The sequence below is a fragment of the Chromobacterium sp. LK1 genome (assembly GCF_001043555.1).
Taxonomy (GTDB): Bacteria; Pseudomonadota; Gammaproteobacteria; order Burkholderiales; family Chromobacteriaceae; genus Chromobacterium; species Chromobacterium aquaticum.
In genome coordinates this window covers 31,764-49,831 of sequence record NZ_LDUI01000012.1, presented here as the reverse complement: position 1 = coordinate 49,831, position 18,068 = coordinate 31,764, and the positions used below count along the sequence as shown (strand labels likewise).

At 55.7% G+C, this 18,068-nt stretch carries 23 protein-coding genes and 1 pseudogene; 4 read left to right on the top strand and 20 right to left on the bottom strand.

What is annotated here, in order from left to right:
* Positions 1-8: 8 nt before the first annotated feature.
* The 5 genes from VI26_RS06415 to VI26_RS06395 form a co-directional block, all read right to left on the bottom strand.
* A complete protein-coding gene (locus VI26_RS06415) occupies positions 9-1,292 on the bottom strand; it encodes a mechanosensitive ion channel family protein (protein WP_231461433.1) in 1,284 nt (427 codons plus the stop codon).
* Positions 1,293-1,328: 36 nt separating this feature from the next.
* Positions 1,329-2,042: a lipoprotein-releasing ABC transporter ATP-binding protein LolD gene (gene lolD / locus VI26_RS06410; RefSeq protein ID WP_048408919.1), complete on the bottom strand. Its 714-nt coding sequence runs from the start codon at positions 2,040-2,042 to the stop codon at positions 1,329-1,331.
* The gene (locus tag VI26_RS06405; protein WP_048408918.1) at positions 2,035-3,279 is read right to left on the bottom strand and encodes a lipoprotein-releasing ABC transporter permease subunit; all 1,245 of its coding nucleotides are present in this window, start codon (positions 3,277-3,279) and stop codon (positions 2,035-2,037) included. The genes lolD and VI26_RS06405 overlap by 8 nt, the downstream gene beginning before the upstream one ends.
* A gap of 78 nt (positions 3,280-3,357) precedes the next feature.
* Positions 3,358-3,579 carry a hypothetical protein gene (locus tag VI26_RS06400; RefSeq protein WP_197081402.1) on the bottom strand — a complete coding sequence of 74 codons (222 nt, stop codon included), beginning with the start codon at positions 3,577-3,579 and terminating at the stop codon, positions 3,358-3,360.
* Between the two features lie 75 nt (positions 3,580-3,654).
* Positions 3,655-4,377 carry a C40 family peptidase gene (locus VI26_RS06395; RefSeq protein WP_231580968.1) on the bottom strand — a complete coding sequence of 241 codons (723 nt, stop codon included), beginning with the start codon at positions 4,375-4,377 and terminating at the stop codon, positions 3,655-3,657.
* A gap of 287 nt (positions 4,378-4,664) precedes the next feature.
* On the opposite strand from VI26_RS06395, the gene VI26_RS06390 reads away from it, so the two are divergent.
* Both VI26_RS06390 and VI26_RS06385 read left to right on the top strand, forming a co-directional pair.
* Positions 4,665-6,347, top strand: a complete 1,683-nt coding sequence (locus tag VI26_RS06390) for an AarF/ABC1/UbiB kinase family protein (protein ID WP_048408916.1) — start codon at positions 4,665-4,667, stop codon at positions 6,345-6,347.
* 1 nt (position 6,348) lies between these two features.
* Positions 6,349-7,161, top strand: a complete 813-nt coding sequence (locus VI26_RS06385; RefSeq protein WP_048408915.1) for a hypothetical protein — start codon at positions 6,349-6,351, stop codon at positions 7,159-7,161.
* A 4-nt stretch (positions 7,162-7,165) separates the two neighbouring features.
* On the opposite strand, the gene VI26_RS06380 is transcribed toward VI26_RS06385, so the two are convergent.
* The gene (locus tag VI26_RS06380; protein WP_156183773.1) at positions 7,166-7,804 is read right to left on the bottom strand and encodes a hypothetical protein; all 639 of its coding nucleotides are present in this window, start codon (positions 7,802-7,804) and stop codon (positions 7,166-7,168) included.
* 697 nt (positions 7,805-8,501) lie between these two features.
* On the opposite strand from VI26_RS06380, the gene VI26_RS06375 reads away from it, so the two are divergent.
* Together VI26_RS06375 and VI26_RS06370 are read left to right on the top strand one after the other, a co-directional pair.
* Complete coding sequence (locus VI26_RS06375) at positions 8,502-8,927, top strand: hypothetical protein (RefSeq protein WP_048408913.1); 426 nt, start codon at positions 8,502-8,504, stop codon at positions 8,925-8,927.
* 283 nt (positions 8,928-9,210) lie between these two features.
* Positions 9,211-10,203 (top strand): DUF2860 family protein, encoded by a 993-nt coding sequence (locus tag VI26_RS06370; protein ID WP_048408912.1) that lies wholly within the window; start codon positions 9,211-9,213, stop codon positions 10,201-10,203.
* Between the two features lie 240 nt (positions 10,204-10,443).
* Here the strand turns inward: VI26_RS06370 and VI26_RS24375 are convergent, their stop codons facing one another.
* From VI26_RS24375 to VI26_RS25225, 14 genes and pseudogenes are all read right to left on the bottom strand, one after another.
* On the bottom strand, positions 10,444-10,758 hold the full coding sequence (locus VI26_RS24375) for a hypothetical protein (RefSeq protein WP_156183772.1): 315 nt from the start codon (positions 10,756-10,758) through the stop codon (positions 10,444-10,446).
* Positions 10,759-11,067: 309 nt separating this feature from the next.
* Positions 11,068-11,469: a hypothetical protein gene (locus VI26_RS24370; RefSeq protein ID WP_231580967.1), complete on the bottom strand. Its 402-nt coding sequence runs from the start codon at positions 11,467-11,469 to the stop codon at positions 11,068-11,070.
* A 410-nt stretch (positions 11,470-11,879) separates the two neighbouring features.
* Entirely contained in the window at positions 11,880-12,197 is a 318-nt protein-coding gene (locus VI26_RS24365; protein WP_156183770.1) for a hypothetical protein, read from the bottom strand.
* A gap of 41 nt (positions 12,198-12,238) precedes the next feature.
* Positions 12,239-12,427, bottom strand: coding sequence for a hypothetical protein (locus VI26_RS24360; RefSeq protein ID WP_156183769.1), 189 nt, complete (start codon positions 12,425-12,427; stop codon positions 12,239-12,241).
* A 30-nt stretch (positions 12,428-12,457) separates the two neighbouring features.
* Positions 12,458-12,889, bottom strand: coding sequence for a hypothetical protein (locus VI26_RS23745; RefSeq protein ID WP_082150925.1), 432 nt, complete (start codon positions 12,887-12,889; stop codon positions 12,458-12,460).
* 9 nt (positions 12,890-12,898) lie between these two features.
* Positions 12,899-13,402 carry a hypothetical protein gene (locus VI26_RS24950; protein ID WP_231580966.1) on the bottom strand — a complete coding sequence of 168 codons (504 nt, stop codon included), beginning with the start codon at positions 13,400-13,402 and terminating at the stop codon, positions 12,899-12,901.
* Positions 13,403-13,799: 397 nt separating this feature from the next.
* Positions 13,800-14,477, bottom strand: a pseudogene (locus VI26_RS06365) (IS3 family transposase); the annotation flags it as partial.
* A 76-nt stretch (positions 14,478-14,553) separates the two neighbouring features.
* Positions 14,554-14,910 carry a hypothetical protein gene (locus VI26_RS24355; RefSeq protein WP_197081401.1) on the bottom strand — a complete coding sequence of 119 codons (357 nt, stop codon included), beginning with the start codon at positions 14,908-14,910 and terminating at the stop codon, positions 14,554-14,556.
* Between the two features lie 581 nt (positions 14,911-15,491).
* Entirely contained in the window at positions 15,492-15,884 is a 393-nt protein-coding gene (gene cdiI, locus VI26_RS23735) for a ribonuclease toxin immunity protein CdiI (RefSeq protein ID WP_082150918.1), read from the bottom strand.
* A 145-nt stretch (positions 15,885-16,029) separates the two neighbouring features.
* Positions 16,030-16,422 (bottom strand): hypothetical protein, encoded by a 393-nt coding sequence (locus VI26_RS24350; RefSeq protein ID WP_156183768.1) that lies wholly within the window; start codon positions 16,420-16,422, stop codon positions 16,030-16,032.
* Between the two features lie 113 nt (positions 16,423-16,535).
* Positions 16,536-16,745, bottom strand: a complete 210-nt coding sequence (locus VI26_RS25305) for a DUF4926 domain-containing protein (protein WP_082150917.1) — start codon at positions 16,743-16,745, stop codon at positions 16,536-16,538.
* 381 nt (positions 16,746-17,126) lie between these two features.
* On the bottom strand, positions 17,127-17,330 hold the full coding sequence (locus tag VI26_RS06360) for a hypothetical protein (protein ID WP_048408911.1): 204 nt from the start codon (positions 17,328-17,330) through the stop codon (positions 17,127-17,129).
* Entirely contained in the window at positions 17,331-17,510 is a 180-nt protein-coding gene (locus VI26_RS25230; RefSeq protein ID WP_304413457.1) for a restriction endonuclease fold toxin, read from the bottom strand.
* Positions 17,495-17,656, bottom strand: coding sequence for a restriction endonuclease fold toxin (locus VI26_RS25225; RefSeq protein ID WP_304413456.1), 162 nt, complete (start codon positions 17,654-17,656; stop codon positions 17,495-17,497). The genes VI26_RS25230 and VI26_RS25225 overlap by 16 nt, the downstream gene beginning before the upstream one ends.
* Positions 17,657-18,068: the final 412 nt, after the last annotated feature.

The window sequence follows — 18,068 nt, the reverse complement described above, 5'->3', positions numbered from 1 at the left end:
CCCCTGCCTTATTCTTGCGGCTTGTCGTTGAGTATGCGGATTTCCCGCTGCGGGAACGGCATTTGAATGCCGTGCTGCTGGAACAGCCGCCAGATTGCCATATTCAAATCGGATTTCAAGCCCATGAAGCCGTTTTCCGGGTCCGCCACCCAGAAACCCAGCTCCAGATTGATGCTGCTATCGCCAAACAGCGTGACGAAGCCGCGCGGCGCCGGCTCCTGCTGCACCCGCGGATGATTGGCCGCCTGCTTGAGCAATTCCAGCGCCTTGTCCAGATCGGTGCCGTAAGCCACCGACACCGGCAAGCTGGTCCACATGCTCTTGTCGGAGTACGACTGGTTGACCACGGTGTTGGACATCAGCGAGTCATTGGGAATCAGCGCCTCGGTGCCGTCCGCGCCCTTGAGCACCACATAGCGCGAGGTCATCTTGGTCACGTAGCCGACGCGATTCTCCACCATCAGCCGGTCGCCGATGCGGATGGAGTGGTCCAGCAGGATGATGAAGCCGGACACGAAGTTGCTGGCGATCTTCTGCAAGCCGAAACCCAGACCGATACCCACCGCGCCGCCGAACACCGACAGCACGGTCAGGTCTATGCCCACCACCGGCAGCGCGATCAGCACCGCGGCGATCAACAGCCCGGTGCGGGTCAGCTTGGCGAACACGATGCGCAGGCTCGGGTCCAGGTGCTTCAAATTCATCAAGCGCGATTCGATCAGGCGGCTGGCCCACAAGGCCACCACCACGATGATGGACACCCACAGCAGGCCATTCAAAATGGTCAGCATGTTCAGCCGGCTCTTGCCCACCGAGAACGACATCGATTCCAGCCAGTCGATCACCACCATGTCGAAGCCGATGGCCCAGCTGACGAAACCCAGCCACAGCGCCGTGGCCAGGAAATGCTCGGTGTGGCGTTCGAAACGGCCCTTGGGCAAGGCCTGGCGCACCACCGCGCAGCATAGCCGGATCAGCGTCAGCCAGAACAGCATCGCGCTCAACAGATGCAGGATCATCGCCCGCTCATGCAGCAAATGCACCCAGGCCGAGCGCGACAGCAGCACCAGCGCCTGCGCCGCCACCGGCAGCACCAGGCGGAAACCGACATAGGGCAGGAAGCGCTCATAGCGCTCCGGCGCATGGGCGAAGACATGCTTGAAGGTGAAGCGGGCCAGGTGGAAGGCGATGAAGATGCACAGGACACCGATGACGGCCTCCATCATCCCGGATGAAGTCTGCAAAATATCCAGCAAGGCATCAAAATCGATTTCTTCACGCTTGAACAGCAATGTGGTCTCCTAAGTTTGAAACGGGTCCGAAAGCAATCAAAGCGCCAGGCCGGCGCTGTCGGCGCGCTCCGGCGCCAGTTCGGCCAGCCGGCCCTCGTTCAGCCGCAGCGTGCGCTGGGTGCGCGCGGCCAAATCCAGATCGTGGGTGACGATGATCAGGCTGGTGCCCAATGTGCGATTCAGCTCCAGCATCAGGTCGAACACCTGGCGCGCGGTGTGCACGTCCAGATTGCCGGTGGGCTCGTCCGCCAGCAGGCAGGCCGGCTGCGTCACCAGCGCGCGCGCGATCGCCGCGCGTTGGCGCTCGCCGCCTGACAACTCGCCCGGCTTGTGCAGCAGGCGCTGGCCCAGGCCCACCCGTTCCAGCATCTCGCCCGCCATCCCTTCCGCCTGCTTGCGCGCCATGCGGCGGATCAACAGCGGCATGATCACGTTTTCCAACGCGCTGAATTCCGGCAGCAAATGGTGGAACTGGTACACAAAGCCCATCGAGGCATTGCGCAAGCGGCCGCGTTCGGATTCGGACAGGGTCGCCAGATCGCGGCCCAACACCTCGACGCTGCCCTGGCTCGGCGTGTCCAGCCCGCCCAGCAAATGCAGCAGCGTGCTCTTGCCGGAACCGGACGCGCCGACGATGGCCAGGCTGGCGCCCTTCTCCACCGACAGGCTGACATCGGACAACACCGTCAACTGCAGCTTGCCCTCGTTATAGGACTTGCCCAGCCCTTGGCACGACAACACATTACTCATAGCGCAAGGCCTCCGCCGGTTGCGTGCGCGCCGCGCGCCAGCTGGGGTACAGCGTGGCCAGCAAGGCCAGCGCCAGGGAAATCAGGGTGATGGAGGACACATCGCTCCACTGCACGTCGGACGGCAGATAGTCGATCACATACACCTCGCTGGACAGAATCTTGCTGCCGATGATGCGCTCGATCACCGGCACGATCACGCCCAGGTTCAAGGCCACCACCACGCCGAAGACCACCCCGGACAAAGTGCCCAGCACCCCCGCCACCGAGCCCTGGATCATGAAGATTTTCATGATGCTGCCGGGCGAGGCGCCCAGGGTGCGCAGAATGGCGATGTCCGCCTGCTTGTCGGTCACCACCATCACCAGCGTGGACACCAGATTGAACGCCGCCACCGCCACGATCAAGGTCAGGATGATGGTCATCATCCGCTTCTCGATCTGCACCGCGCGGAAATAATTGGAATTGCTGTCGGTCCAGTCCGTCACCAGGTTCTGCGGCAGCTTGGCGCGCAGGGACGCCTTCACCGCCGGCGCCAGCATCGGATCGTCCAGCTTGAAGCGCACGCCGCTGACATTATCGCCCAGCCGCGACAGCACCTGAGCATCGCGCAGATTCACCATCGCCATCGACGCGTCGAACTCGAACATGTCCACCTTGAAAATGCCCACCACGGTGAACTGCTTGGAACGCGGCAGCATGCCGGCCGGCGTGATCGTGCCCTGCGGCACGAACAGCATCACCTTGTCGCCCAGGCCCACGTTCAACTGACGCGCCAATTCCGCGCCCAGCGCCATGCCGAACTCGCCGGGACGCAAATCCTCCAGCTTGCCGGCCACCATGTGGCTGCCCACGTCCACCACCTTGTTCTCCAGCGCCGGCTCGATGCCGCGCAGCAGGCCGCCGCGGACATTGCCGTAGGCGGAAAACAGGCCCTGGCCGCTGACGAAGGGCGCCGCGGCCAGCACATGCGGCTGCTGGCGGCCCAACTCGGCCGTCTGCTGCCAATGCTCCAGCCGGCCGTCGAAGCTGCTGATCTCCAGGTGCGAGGCCACGCCCAGGATGCGGCCGCGGATCTCCTTCTGGAAACCGTTCATCACCGACAGCACGATGATCAGCGTCGCCACCCCCAGCGCGATGCCGATGATGGAAATCAGGGAAATGAAGGAAATGAAACCGTTGCGGCGTTTGGCCCGCAAATAACGCAGGCCGATAAAGGCTTCAAAAGGCCAATGCATCAAAAAAGCCCCTTTCCGGAACGAGTCGCGGGCCCGCCGCGCGCGGCGGCGGCCCGAGGGGGTGGATGAAAACGGCGCTCAGCGCCCTTGATAGGGGTTGTGCAGGCTTTGCATCACCTGCACCAGGAAATCCTTGACCTGATGCTCGTCGCAGCCCATCAGCACCGCGTCTTCCAGCGCGTCCTGCGCCAGCTGCGCCAGCTCCTCCAGGTTCTCCTGCATCACCTTCAGCTTCTCCACGCAGGCCACCACATTGCCTTGTGGGTCCTTCCACACCGGAATAGTCACGTTCAATGCCATCGTTTCACTCCAAAGCACATTGCCCGCAATGCGGGCAATGTCAATCCTGCTATCGTTACCAGCTTAAACCGCCAATCAACGCTTGGCTTTTTTCTTGCCGCCGGCAGCCGCCTTGCCGCCCTTCTTCGCGGCGCCGCCCTTGCCGGCCTTTTTGGATTCGGCCTTGCCACCCTTCTTGGCCGCCGCCTCCGCCTTGCACTTCTTGCCCTTGCGGCACTTGACCGCGGGCGCGCTGTCCGCCACCTTGCGCACCGGCGCCGCCACGTTCAGATCATCCGACGTGTCCGCCGCCTGCGCCGCCGTGCTGCGGTTCACCCGCCGCGCGCCGTTGAAACGGCCGGCCCAATAGCTTTGATTGATATTGGCCACCTCGATATTCTTGCCGGTGCGCGGCGCATGGATGAACTTACCATTGCCCATATACATGCCGACATGCGAATACGTGAAGCCGCGGGTGTTGAAAAAGACCAGATCGCCGGGCACGAGTTCGCCGCGATTGATGGATTTGCCCACTCGCGCCATTTCGGCGGACGTGCGCGGCAGGTTCACCTTCAGCGACTTTTGAAATACATAGCGGATAAAGCCACTGCAATCCAGGCCGTTTTCCGGCGAGTTGCCGCCAAAACGATAGGCCACGCCCAACAGGCTCATGGCTTGCAACAGCAGATCCCCCACCGCGTCTTCCGCGGGGGAGGAGAATTTGGATATGGGATCGTCCTGGCCGGACTGCGCGCTAGCTTCCGCCGCGGGGCGCCCTTCCGGAGGGGCCTTTTCCGGCGCCGCTTCAGCGAATACCATAAAGCCCGCCAGCACCAGAGTCATTAAGCGGAGTTGCAATTTCATAGGCCGAACTCTATCGGACGGGGGCGGCAGTGTAAAGCCGCAGGCAGGCCGTTTCCGGCGCTTTGGGCCGCCCGGCTTGAGCCCTGGCTTGAACCTTGGCCGAGACAGCCGCCACTAATGGCGTACAATCCATCGCAATGGCATGACGGACGGCGAAAACCCCGCGGCAAGGCCGCGTCGGCGCGCCCGCCCGGCAAGCCCTTGTTTTTGAGCGACAACCCCATGCCCACAAGGCAGCATTCATGCTGAGAGAAACCCTGATCGCCATGCGCGACCTGCCGCGGCTGAAAGAAATCAGCGGCATCCTGATCCGCCACGGCCTGGGCGAATTCGCCCAAAGGCTAAAATTACCGCGCGCGGTGGAAAAAGCCGGCCAATGGCTGAACCTGGACCTGCCGGAATCCGCAAGCCGCCCGCCCACCCCGGTGCGCGTGCGCCTGGCCTTTGAAGAACTGGGCCCCACCTTCATCAAGCTCGGCCAAATCCTGTCCACCCGCGTGGACGTGTTCCCGCCGGAATGGATAGCCGAATTCGAAAAACTGCAGAGCAAGGTGCCGCCGGTCAGCCCGGAATCGGTGCGCCGGCTGGTCAAGGCCGCGCTGGGCGCGGAACCGGAAGCGCTGTTCGCCAGCTTCGACCTCGAACCCATAGGCTCCGCCTCCATCGCCCAGGTCCACCGCGCCACCCTGCGCGACGGCCGCGAAGTGGCGGTCAAGCTGCGCCGCCCCGGCATCGTGGACAAGGTGGACGCCGACCTGCGCATCCTCAACCACCTGGCCGGCCTGCTGGAACTGGAATTCCCCGACGTGCGCCGCTTCCAGCCGGTGGAAATCGTCGGCCAGTTCGCCCGCTCGCTGAAGCGCGAAATGGATCTCGCGGTGGAAGCGCGCAACTCCGAACGCTTCGCCCGCGACTTCGCCGACGATCCGGAAGTGCAAGTGCCCAAGGTGTACTGGGACTACACCAACGCCGCCGTCAACGTGCAGGACTACATCGCCGGCGTGCCGGCCACCCGGCTGGAACAACTGGCCGACAGCGGCCTGGACCCGGTGCTGCTGGCCCAGCGCGGCGCCGACGCCGTGCTCAAGATGATCCTGATCCACGGCTTCTTCCACGCCGACCCGCACCCCGGCAATGTGTTCTTCCTGCCGGAACACCGCATCGCCTTCATCGACTTCGGCATGGTGGGCCGCATCAGCCATGGCCGCCGCGATGAAATCGTCGACCTGCTCGCCGCCGTCGCCAACCGCGACGAAGCCGGCATCATCGACGTGCTGATCGAATGGACCGGCAGCACCCCGGTCAACGAACGCCAGTTCGCCCACGACGTGGCCGAATTCCTGTTCCAGTACGAACACGTGCCGCTCAAGGGCATCAACATCAGCCAGCTGATCGGCGACATCATGGCGCTGATCCGCGACCACTCCATCCTGCTGCCGCCGGACATGGCCATGCTGTTCAAGGCGCTGATCACCCTGGAAGGCCTGGGCCGCCAGCTGGACCCCAACTTCCAGCTGATCGCCCACATCACCCCCTTCGTGCGCGAGCTTTCCATCGCCCGCTACCACCCCAGCGCCCTGTTCAAGCGCGGCCGCCACTCGCTGAGCGAAGCGCTGTCCATGCTCTCCAGCCTGCCGCGCGACCTGATGCGCATGGCCAAGGACATGCGCCACGGCAAGTTCCGCGTCAACCTGGACCTGCAACGGCTGGACAGCTTCGGCCGCCAGCTGGACCGCAGCGCCAACCGGCTGACCATGGGCATCGTCACCGGCTGCCTGATCATAGGCTCCTCCATCGTGATGACCGTCAACGCCGGACCCAAGCTATTCGGCCTGCCCTTCTTCGGCTTCATCGGCTTCATGCTGGCCATGTTCAACAGCGTGTGGCTGGTCTGGGCCATCTGGCGCTCCGGCAAGGAATTGTGACATGAGATCGAAACGAAAAACCCTATTGGCGGCCGCGCTGCTGAGCCTGGCCGCCGCCGCGCAAGCCGCCGACGTGATCACCCTCAACTGGCGCGACGGCGACGAAGTGACCGCCGCGCTGCGCCCGCAACTGCGCGACGGCGAAAAGCTGGGCGCGCTGGGCAACCAGCTGATCCTGGACGCCCCGCCCGGCCGCAGCGCCGAGCTGCGGCGGCTGATCCGCCAGCTGGACGTCAAATCCTCGTCCCTGCTGGTGGAAGTGGCCCAGGACGGCGTCAGCCGCGAAAGCAAATCCGCGGTGCAGCTGGGCGGCCAGGTTCAGGGCGGCGGCTACAGCATCAGCACCGGCAAGCCGATGACGCTGCGCCCCGGCAGCCAGGTGGTGATCGCCGGCGGCGCCAGCCAGTCCAACACCCGGCTGCAAGCCAGCCAGGCGCTGCGCATGCTGGACGGCAAGACCGGCTTCATCGAGATAGGCAGCAGCCGGCCGCTGCCCTGGCTGATGTTCGGCGCCGACGGCCGCCCGGTGGTGGGCGTGCGCTACCAGGACGCCGTCACCGGCTTCTACGCCCGGCCGCGGCTGCGCGGCCAGCGCGTGACGCTGGAACTGGCCGCCAGCCAGCAAGCCTTCAACGGTCAGAGCCTGGACAGCGCCAAACTGGCCACCACCGTGGAAGGCGCGCTGGGCGAATGGCTGACCGTGGGCGGCATCGGCCGCGACCAGAGCGGACAGGAAACCGTGCTCATCGGCGTCAGCCGCAGCAATGTGCAGCTGGAGCGCAGCATCAAGGTGCGGGTGACGCCGGCGCAGTGAGCAACTACTCCGCCGGCGGCAGCCCACGCTCATTGTCCGGCAACTCGCCGCGGCCGCCGCGCGGCCCGCGCGCGACGCGCCCACCGCCGCGGGAAATCGTCCGCGGCGAATCATAAGCCGAGGCCGGGCGCTCCAGCCTGGCCTCCAGCTCGCCGCCGCGCCAAGTCCACACCATCGCGTTCAGGCGATTGCGCGGCTGACGCGCGCGCCACGCGCCGTCATCCTCGTCCACCGCCATCGCCCCCTCCTGATTGCAACTGGCCACCAGCGTCCAACTGCGCACCTGGTAATCGCGCAGCTGCAGCAGACGATAAGCCGGCGCGCACTCCGCATCGTCGGCGCGCAACAGCACCAGCGCGTCCTTGCCGACGACGCGCGCATCCACGATGCGCACCCGCTCCCATTGCGGGTCCAACGGCGCCACCAGCTGGCGATCATAGAACTTCAGCTCAAAGCGCCCGCCCAGCGACGAGCGCAGCACCAGGTGATTGCCGGCCAGCGGCACGTCCTGATGCACGAAGGCCAGGGCCTCCTGCCAATCCAGGCGACGCTTGAGCGAGCCATCGGCGGTGCGCTGCTGCGAACAAGCGGACAAGGCCAGCGGCAACAACACGGCCCAGGCAAAGCGGCGCATTCTCGTCATGCCAGCCCTCCCGCGGCATGGTTGCTGATCGTTCCATACTACCACCAACCGTTTCCGCCCCACCCCCGCCGCCGTCAAGTTCCTGCCTCGAAAACCGCCGCCAGCGGCGCTTGCCGGGTGCGCCGTGAGCCCGCAAGAATGCAGCCACTCCTCTATCTTGAAGCGCCGGGATTGCAAGCCGGAATCGAAAAGACAACACTATGCTGATGCCTTCAACGGCGGGCCGTGACGGGGAGGCCTATGGCCTGGCCGGCCCTTTGCACCGGTCTCTCAACCCTGCCACGCGCCCGCCTTCCCAATTGAGGTTAGGATGATGAGCGAGAGCAATGGCATGACTCACCTTCCAAAACCACTTCGCCATCGCCACCTCTCAATCCAGAGCCGGGCCTCTCGCAAGCATAAGCCCTCGCCACGCCGTGATCGGAGCAGCCCAAGGCACTAAGCCCGGAAAGTCGTCGCCCGCCGCGCTTGCCTAGCGCGCCAGGAGCCGGCAATAATGCGACCGTGCTTCTATCTCGAAGCACCGGGATTGCAAACCCGGAATGGAAATGACAACGCCAATGCCTTCAACGGCGGGCCATGGCGGGGAGGCCTATGGCCTGCCGGTTGTCTTTTCCCGGTTTTGCAATCCCTGTCATGCGCCTGCCTTCCCGATTGCAAACGGGGGTGCAGGGTTTACCATGAAAGGAACCTGCACATGACACTACCTCCCAAGCCGCCTCGCCGCCGCTACCTCCCCAACCCCGAACCCCAGCCCTATCAGGCCCTGCCCTTCGCCGCGCTGCGGCCGGACCAGCCCAGGGTGCACTGCTGGCAAGTGCCGCCAACGAACGACCGTCAGCACGCCTATCTGCTGGGCCGGGAATACGCCGCGCACTTCCTCGTGTTCCTGCAAGACAACCCCGGCAGCCCGGACCACTTCCTGCTGGCCCGCATCGCCGGCGATGTCGACTTCGACGCGCCCGGAGCCGAACGCGGCTACTGGGCCGGTTTCTTCCACCTACTCGAACTGGTGCTGACGCAGAGCATCGCGCAGCTGGACGTGTTCGACTACATCGATCGGCTCAACACCTACGAAGCGGCGCTACGGCAAATGATGCGTAAACCGCCGTCTCAGACTTAATATATGCACTAAGCCGCGACGCAACGGCGTCGCGGCCGGCAAGCACTGCGCCCGCTGGCAAATGCGCAACAAGCCAGCGCCTAAACCTGCTCGTTTTTCAAAGCGGTACACGAATAAGAGACATTCCACTCGCTTTCCGGCTACTATAAGCGGCCGAATCAATATGCATAAGGCATGGTTTTTGCTCATGCCTATCCGTTCATCAGATTGCAATATCGCCGTGCGCCACGGCGTAGCGACCACTGGAAGTCCATAGCACCCTCATCATCAAAGGATTGTGAACATGCGCAATATAAGCATTGGCCTCAGCGCCCTGCTGCTCGCGGGCCTGGCCGCCGCCGACCCCATCCCCACCGAAAGCGGCTTCAACGGCAGCGTCGGCCTGGGCCTGGGCGGCAACAAGGTCAAGTCCAACCTCTACAAGGGCGACAAGAACCAAAGAACCAACAGCCTCAACGACTCGCCGGAATCCCATAACGACACATTCGCGCTGCCGGTGCTGAGCCTCAGCTACACCTTCGCCGCCAGCCGCACCCAGATCGTGTTCGACAGCCAGATCCACGACCCGCTGGGCATGGACGACACCCTGGAACTGGGCGTGCGCCAGGAAGTGGGCAACAACGGCATCGTCTCCGCCGGCCTGCTCTACGGCGGCCTCAGCAAAAACACCTGGACCGACCCCTACGCCGTGGGCGTGGACCGCGACAGCACCAAGCGCAAGTCCACCGGCCTGCTGCTGGGCTGGGAAAACATCATGGGCACCGGCTTCAAGGCCCTGCTCACCCAGCGCAACATCAAGATCGACGACGAGCGCAGCGGCCAGAGCGTGGCCGGCCTGAGCGCGGCGGACCGCGCCACGCTGAACCGCAACGGCGACGCCACCTTGCTCAAAGTGGGCTATGAATGGGCATTCGCCCCCAACCAGACCCTGACTCCGGGCCTGGTATGGGGCAAGGACAAGCTGGACGGCGGCGCGATGAGCAACAAGAGCTACGGCCTGAGCCTGGACTACGCCTACAGCAGCGACCTCAACACCTTCACCGCCGGCCTGCTCTACCGCCAGCAACGCTTCGACCAGGCCAACCCGCTGTTCAACAATAAAAAAGCCGACAGCAAGGCCTTCGCCATCGATGTCGGCTATCTGCGCCACCAGTTGTTCGGCTACAAGGCCTTGTCCGGCTTCGTCAGCGCCGCCTACGGCAAATCCAACTCCGACATCAACTTCTACGATGCCGGCATCAGCTCCTTTGGCACGGGCTTGGTTTACTCGTTCTAAAGCCTCCGCGCGCCCCTGCTTGCTTCACCAGGGGCGCTGCGTCAAAGCCTCATTCCGTCATCAGGCGATAAAACGGCTCCTCGCGCAAGGCCTGGCTTTGCGCGAGGAGCCGTCTCTGCCGCTGCGGCAACTGGTTTCAATGCCTACGCTCACAGCTTGATCTTCAACCCTTGTAAACAGCGATCAAGACAAGCAAAAACCCGTGAATGCGGGTTGCTTTATTAGCGACCAAACAGAACGCTATACCTTATAACTCACCACACAATTCAATAGATCATTTACAAAGCCATCACCAACCTGAGTGGAGTCTAAAGCTTGGATCGTAAACTCCCCAGGCCACTCATCAAAAAATAGCTCACACTCGACACCTTGCCATTCAAAATGGTAGACATGTGCATCAAACACCTCTCCACAGAACAAATGCCGGACATTCCTGGCAAGCATTTTAGAAAGCAAGTCAGAGGCAAATCCCGGAAATGCATGCCAATTCAAACCAACATCCTCGACCAAGACATAACTACGATCTTCCGATGACCTTCTCAAGCTAATGTTCATTTCTTACCTGACCACTTTACTTTCCAACAACCTACTCCATCAAGTTATTTTTGAAACGTGAAACAACCTCGTAACCCGCGCCCAACTTTTTTTGTGGCTTCTGCTATAGCAAGCATTCCCAATTTCCCACTTCATTTTTTAAGATAGGAAAACGCTCAGCCAGAAAATATTCAATTCGGCCATCATCAAAAAGTCGCCACAGGCAATGACAGAAATACTCAGGATAAAGTCGGATAACTTGCCTCATCTAACAAACCCATAAGTACAACCTAATACTTGCCTCGCTTCAAATCAAGTAAACCAATGAGATCAACAAGGTAGTGGGCTCCATGGAGACCTAAAGCTCGCAAGACTCTGGTCCGACAACATCTGCGTCAACACAAACTCATAGTATAGTTGAAGTGCCACGAGGATGTCGCTGCAAACAGTACGTGCATCCCATTCATGCTCGGCAAAGAATTCTTTACCGTTGTAGGGCGCATCCTCACTCCCCCACCACTCCAAAAGCTCACTCTTTGGGTCTTCCGAGTTTGTAAGCAAAACAATTCTAAATTTTCCACCTATAGCTTTAAGGTTTATCGAACTAACAAACAATGCTGTCGGTGGCTCTACCTCTATCTCTACAAGCCCATCAAAATCATATGCTTTCTTAATAGCCTCCTCCACTACACCCCAATTTGGATTCACAACATGATTGGCGGGTGGCAGCATCGAATTATCAAGCGAGCGCATTTTCAAACCAGCCTCATAAAAAACAATGCCATTACCGCGACTCCCTTTCTCATTGACTTTTGCTTAAACAGTTAGACAAGTCGGAAAAGCTTATTGTTTATTATGAAACTTGCTGCCGGTCACACTCAACCAAAAGCCACGACAACAAGATAGATTAAACATAGGTTTATCAAGAAGACACATTGTCATGACGCCATCTTCAAGCAACTCCAAGCAAATAAAAGACCATCCAGATGCAACCTAAAGTCACGCCGCCAGCATAGCTGGCACCAACGAGCCCACACAATTCACAGCAAAAAACCCGCAGCCGCGGGTTTTTTTGCAATGCAGTTCCTTCTATACAACACCTAAAGGCCGAGATCCGTTCGTGGCCTTGATGAGCTTACTCCTCAATAAAAAAATTTGGCATGGGCCTTGCCATCAGCATCAATAGACAATACAAATTGCTTCCAAAAACCACCTGTATGATGAAGCATGATCTCATGTAGCTCATGCACTAACTCCGGCACTTGATTTTGTGGGTTTTTCAAAAGCTTAGACTTACTAACCCCTTGTGCAGTATAAGAAAAACCAAAACCAACGGCCCAGTCCTTTTCGCCACATTCATACTCAAAATCGCAGTGAGCCTCGCTATACGGCTCTTCTGCTGACTCATGTACAATTTGAGCCAACTCAGCCAATAATTCCATCTGCCTTTCAATGCTCATAGTCTTCCTAAGTTAACATTCTTTTACTTTAGGTGTGCGTCTCACACCATCGGGCGGTTTTCAAAACCAGTAACAACCTGATAGCTTGCACCAAGCTCCCTTTGCAGCTTCTGCTGCAGCATGATGCCTGCACTCCAAAACGCGGTTTCTTCTTGTTGATGAGAAAAGGCGGAGTTAGCTGGATACTCATCGCAGTAGGTCGACTGATACCAAGCCTCCCAATTTTCCACAGTTACAGTCTTGCCATTTAGCCCAATAAATCACATTGCCCAAGACTGCCTTGCTGGTTCAGCATTTTCTAAAACATGCAATTCAAACCCTTGGGCCTCCACGTTAATTGAAACTGACGATGAAAAACCGTGGAGACTCCCTTCTAAAATATACTCTTTTAAGTCTTCAGTCACATTACCTTCGTAGCTTGTGCACATAGGATCCCTCCAAAATAATTTCCCATCTTCATCCTTATGAATCAACGTCACTTGAAAATCGAATTTTCTCACTCCGGTAAATACAAGTTTACAATGCCCCGCATACCCTTCATCATTTACTCGAGAAAATTCATGATATAGCTCACGACTAGGAGCCAGCCATTGGTTTACATAAATTTCCGCTGTTGAATCGAAAAATACATGCGCCCCATATTGACAGTTGTAAGTATCTATCTTATCCCAGCAATTTTTGAAAATTTTCACTTGCAATCCTTATGGTTTTTTTACTAACACAACCGACTTCATTGGCGCCGTAAGTACTGAGCCATCCGTTCTCAAGAATGTCATACCTTGAAACTGGGGGAGCAGTGGGCCCTGATACTTAACTGACAAACCTAGTGCATCAAGCTGCATCTGCGTCGGCATATTGGTTAAATACTTATTAGCGGGAGTGCCATTAATAATAATTTCTCCTCCGGGCTGAGTGATACGAGCGGCCTCAGGTAAGTAATCCATCATAGAGCCAGTTCCTCCTGCGTTTGGCGGAATAAATGGATTATTCGCAACTACAGTTGCCTGGCTGCTACTGGGAATATTTGGCATCCTCATTGCATTTGACCCAACTGCATTTGGCGTTGTCGGCCCGACCGCCACTACTCCCGGAACTTTGGCACCTGACGCATCTGTAAACACTTCAACAGTACCACCTTGCGTGATCGCAGGTTTTATTCCCGAGCCAGGAACAAGTGCAGTTCCACTAGGGGTGAATCGCCACATCTAGCCTAGAAATTTTCTGTGCTCTCCAATGGCATAGCTATTCGGAAATCACTCTTCTAGTTTACAGCCTGCACATAGCTAAATAACAACACGCTAACGCGACTCCACTTCTTTAACATAGGACTGATACACCCCACTCTCAGTCTCCAGCCACAACCTCTCGCACTGAGGGCACCTCAGAACACCTACTCTATCTTTGTCAATTCTTTCAAAAAAACCATCAACATCTAAGGCCTCATTACTTTCCAATAGGCACGAAATTTCCTCAATATTTTTCTCAGGAATCAAGGCAAGCTCATACGATTCCCATCCCGTAGATAAATTCATGACACAACCACACTTACATCCAAATTTTGGCATCACTCAATCCTCTTTATGGGCCCGACGCCCCCCATTCTCAGTAGCACTGAACATTAGAGTCCGAGGTTAATTTACCTGATTTCTCTGCAAGTGATTCGGCATAGGCCGCCGGTGTCAAACCACCCAGGACTTTCTTGGGTCTTTCATTGTTTGTTGTATTCCCTTCGCCAGGCTTCGATGACGACCTGGGCATGGCGCAGGCTGGTGAACCAGTGCTCGTTCAAACATTCATCCCGGAAGCGCCCGTTGAACGATGCGATGTAGGCGTTCTGATTGGGCTTGCCGGCTCGATGAGGAAGAACTGAACGCCACGGGCATGCGCCCAGGTGAGCATGGCGCGGCTGCAGAATTCCTTGCCATTATCGGTCTGGATGGTTTTGGGCAAGCTACGTGTCTTCGCCAGCTTGTCGAAGACGCGCGTCAGATGCAGACCTCCCATCGCACGTTCCGGAACAATGGCCACAGCCTCATCCGTGGCATCATTGACCACGGTCAGATTCTTGATGACACGCCCCTCTGCCGTTCGGTCGAACACAAAGTCCATCGACCAGACCTGATTGGCCGCCAAAGGACGAGCCAGTGGGTGACGGTCTGCCACGGGGATTTTCTTGCGCTTGCGCCGGCGGATTTGCAGGCCCGCCTCGGCATAAAGCCGGTCCAACCGCTTGTGATTGACCTGTATGCCCTCCTGCCGCAGCTTCAGGTAGATCATGCCGGCAGTGATGTGCTACTCAATACTGGGGGGGCGTCGGGGGGCATCGTTCCCTTTACTTCCATTTGCTCGACTCAACTTACTCTTCATCCCAAATACCGACAGGCGTCACATATATAGAGTTTTTGAGAACTGGCAACCACCCCATATCTTCATAAAACATTGAAAGATCTTCAATTTTGTATACACCATCAGATACTGGCTCAAGTGAAATCAAGCAGCACCTATGATGCGTCCATGCTCCACCTGCTCCTGCAGGGGCTCGCCACTCCAACTCCTTTCTGTCCCAATCCTCAACGAGCCCAAATTTTTCATATTGCAAGCATGGGAAATGCACTTCAAAATTAATACCTATCTTACAAAGACAGGGTATATTTTTTTGCTGCACCAAGGATTGAGACAATAAATCCTTAGCGAAATTAATTATTAATTTCATTACATTATTTTTTTTTAGGAACGACCACCTAGTTGCAAAACGCACCCCACCTCACCATTTGCCTTCAGCACTTCCACTCTCCCATCCACTCTTACATCTCCAAATTTGAGCAATTAAAACTCACAAAAGGCTTTACTCTTAATGAAAAATCATGCCTCACACCCCCAAACATAACCTTAGCACTTAAAATCCCCCCAACACCATCTCGCCTTATTTTAAAACAAGAAACACACTCACACAAGAATCGAGATATTTCGCGCCCCTGAAATTCCAAAACAACCTGAACCCACCCTGCGACCTCGCAATAAGAAAAAACAACCGTAACATTGCTAACATCAGTATATCTATATGAAAAATGTAGATCCTGCTTGTTTTCAGTTATAGGATCCGACTCAAAAAACCCTAAAAGTTCAATACTGTCTGGCACCGACCTAATAAACACCCCCCCCTCCTTTTTTCGGAATTGTAGTTACAAACCACCTAATTTTACCTGACATGACCTCATAGGTAAGCTCACGCCACCCTATGCTTTCCTACTTTTCCCTAACACCCGCTTCACTTCAAATATGAAATATCCAATATTATGCTCTATCAATACCACCAAATCTCTCACTTGTTTTATCAAAAATATCTTTTACAATCCGCTCATCCTCTGGATGATTTTTCATGTATTTTGCACACGTAATATTAATCAAACTCAAACAAACGTCTAGACTTACAATCACTTCATCATCACCCCCATCCATCGAGTACCCGCAAATAAATTTAATCCCTTCAAATCTATCTTCATCGTAAAAACTATCCATAAATGGGAAATGGCAATAAGCGCCATCCACACTCAAGCCGACTCCATCTGAAATAGACTCAATCGCCTCGATAAATTTTCCATCACTGTACATTCTATCCAAATACGCCAACACAACCCAATTTGTATCGCGCTCATCATATGGCTGACCAAAAATCTCTTTATGCATGCCAACACCATTTCATGCTACTTCTTAATAATCGTTTATGCAGATTACCAAAACCCAGTGAGTAAAAGTTCGGCTCAGACAGCCTTTACGCCACTCAACTATGGTAGCACTACATGCAAGTTCACCACGAGATACACCTCAACCATCACAAAATAGAATAGCGAGATCTTATTTTTCCTATGTAACGTTCAACCGCTTGCTTGTCCTCTACATGCCGCTCCACATAAGCCTTTGAAATACACGAAATCGCCAGTAAAAATTCAGAAACTTTCAAGGTAGAGCTTTCAAAATATCCAACAAAAAAAGCAACCTCATCAAAGTCTTCTGGAAAGTCCCAGTCTTGATCTAATGAATACCCTAGACCTTCATGGACATGGCATCCATGTCCCTCGCTTGCACGGGCAAGAAACTGTAAATAGTTCATTTTGTCCTCCAACAAGACAGAGCTTAAAACGTGATACAGGTCCTCCCCTCCTGTGCCGAAACCATCCAAATATTCTCTAATTTCACAAATCCATTGCTTATCAATTCTATCCATACAAATCTCTATCTAGACTGTCCACAGTACCTTTGAGAAGGAAGGGCTTGCTCACCCCGTCACTTTACCGAATGGACGCAAGCTCTGATTTGTGCAACAAAGCCGCTGAAGCATCAACCAGAATGCTGCACAAGTTCTAAATCCTCCTCTTTCACTGTTAAGACGGCTAGTGATTCGCCTTCGCTGTCAACAAACTCGACTTCATACTGAGGATGTTCTGATGCAAACACCATCAAAATGGCTCCGGTTGTCCCACTCGGCACACCATCCACGAGAGAGCAAGTTGATCTCACCACGTCATACTTAAAGAATTTTGTATTCATTTCTTGGTCGGAATAGCTGTTGTTAATCTGACGATGCCGTCATTGTTTCGAATCCATCCAAATGTCACCGACGCCCCCCCCTCACGGATAGCACATGAAAACTATGCTATCTTGCAGATGGTCTACCACCAAACTATCCAACAGCTTCACGACCATGAAAATCTAGGGCCTCTCTCCTTATCACAGCCATAGCCACAATGGAGGTTGATCATGTTATTTTGAATCAGTCCCTTTCTTCCTCAACAAACTCGCTTTCGGACACTCTCCACAACCTAGCTACACAATCATCTTCATCATCAACATAAAACAAGCCTTTAATATCCAAGCCAAGCTTAGTCAGCTCTAACACTGCCCCCTTAACAAACAGCAAGTTATTTTTATTTATGCTTGCACCAAAAAAACAAAGCTCACCCAGTTAATAGGTTCCACAGGAAAGCTCCACCCCTTGCCATACAAAACAGCAACCGCCTCCTCTACTTGAAACTCAGAAAACTTCATCCAGCAACTCTCAACTGACTCCTTGATTTTTACCACATCCTTAAAGTCACACTCAATCCAACCTCTTATCAGAACATAGCTAGCCATTTACCGCCCCATTTCCACACGAACCACTCCACCCTTTGTCTCAATATAACTTCTCACTTTTGGGCGCGCTCCATATTTAAACCAAAATTCAGCTGCTTTGCCTTGCTGATTAGCCATATCAATAGTGGCCTTTATTTGGTTTCTTGTCGACTTGCTCAGGAAGTCTACGGGCTTATCCACTGCTGAGTACGTTCTTTGACCTGAATTAGTGCCTTCTCAGTCACAACATCTATTTCTCGGCCATTTATCACTTCAGAGGCTCTATTTGCAACCCTTCTGACCAAATCCACATAATGAACATCCAATGCTTTCCTATACTTATGCATATAAATTTCTTGCCTGATCTGAGAGTTTTACTCCTGAAACAACATCGGGCATGCTTACCCCCTTAACACCATTCTCCGTAGCGAGTACTTCTGACGCAATAGTGGTCTTCACTATGGCATTCGATACAACACTTTTTCCTGCTTTTGCAGCTACTGCAGCAGCATGATGCCTGCACTCCAAAACACGGCCTCTTCTTGAGCCAATAAAAAATCACAGCAACAAGACAGATCAAATATAGACTTATCAAGAAGGCACATTGTCATGTGCATCATTTTCAAGCAACTCCAAGCAAATAAAAGACCATCCAGATGCAACCTAAAGTCACGCCGCCAGCATAGCTAGCACCAACAAGCCCGCACAATTCACAGCAAAAAACCCGCAGCTGCGGGTTTTTTGCAATACAGTACATTC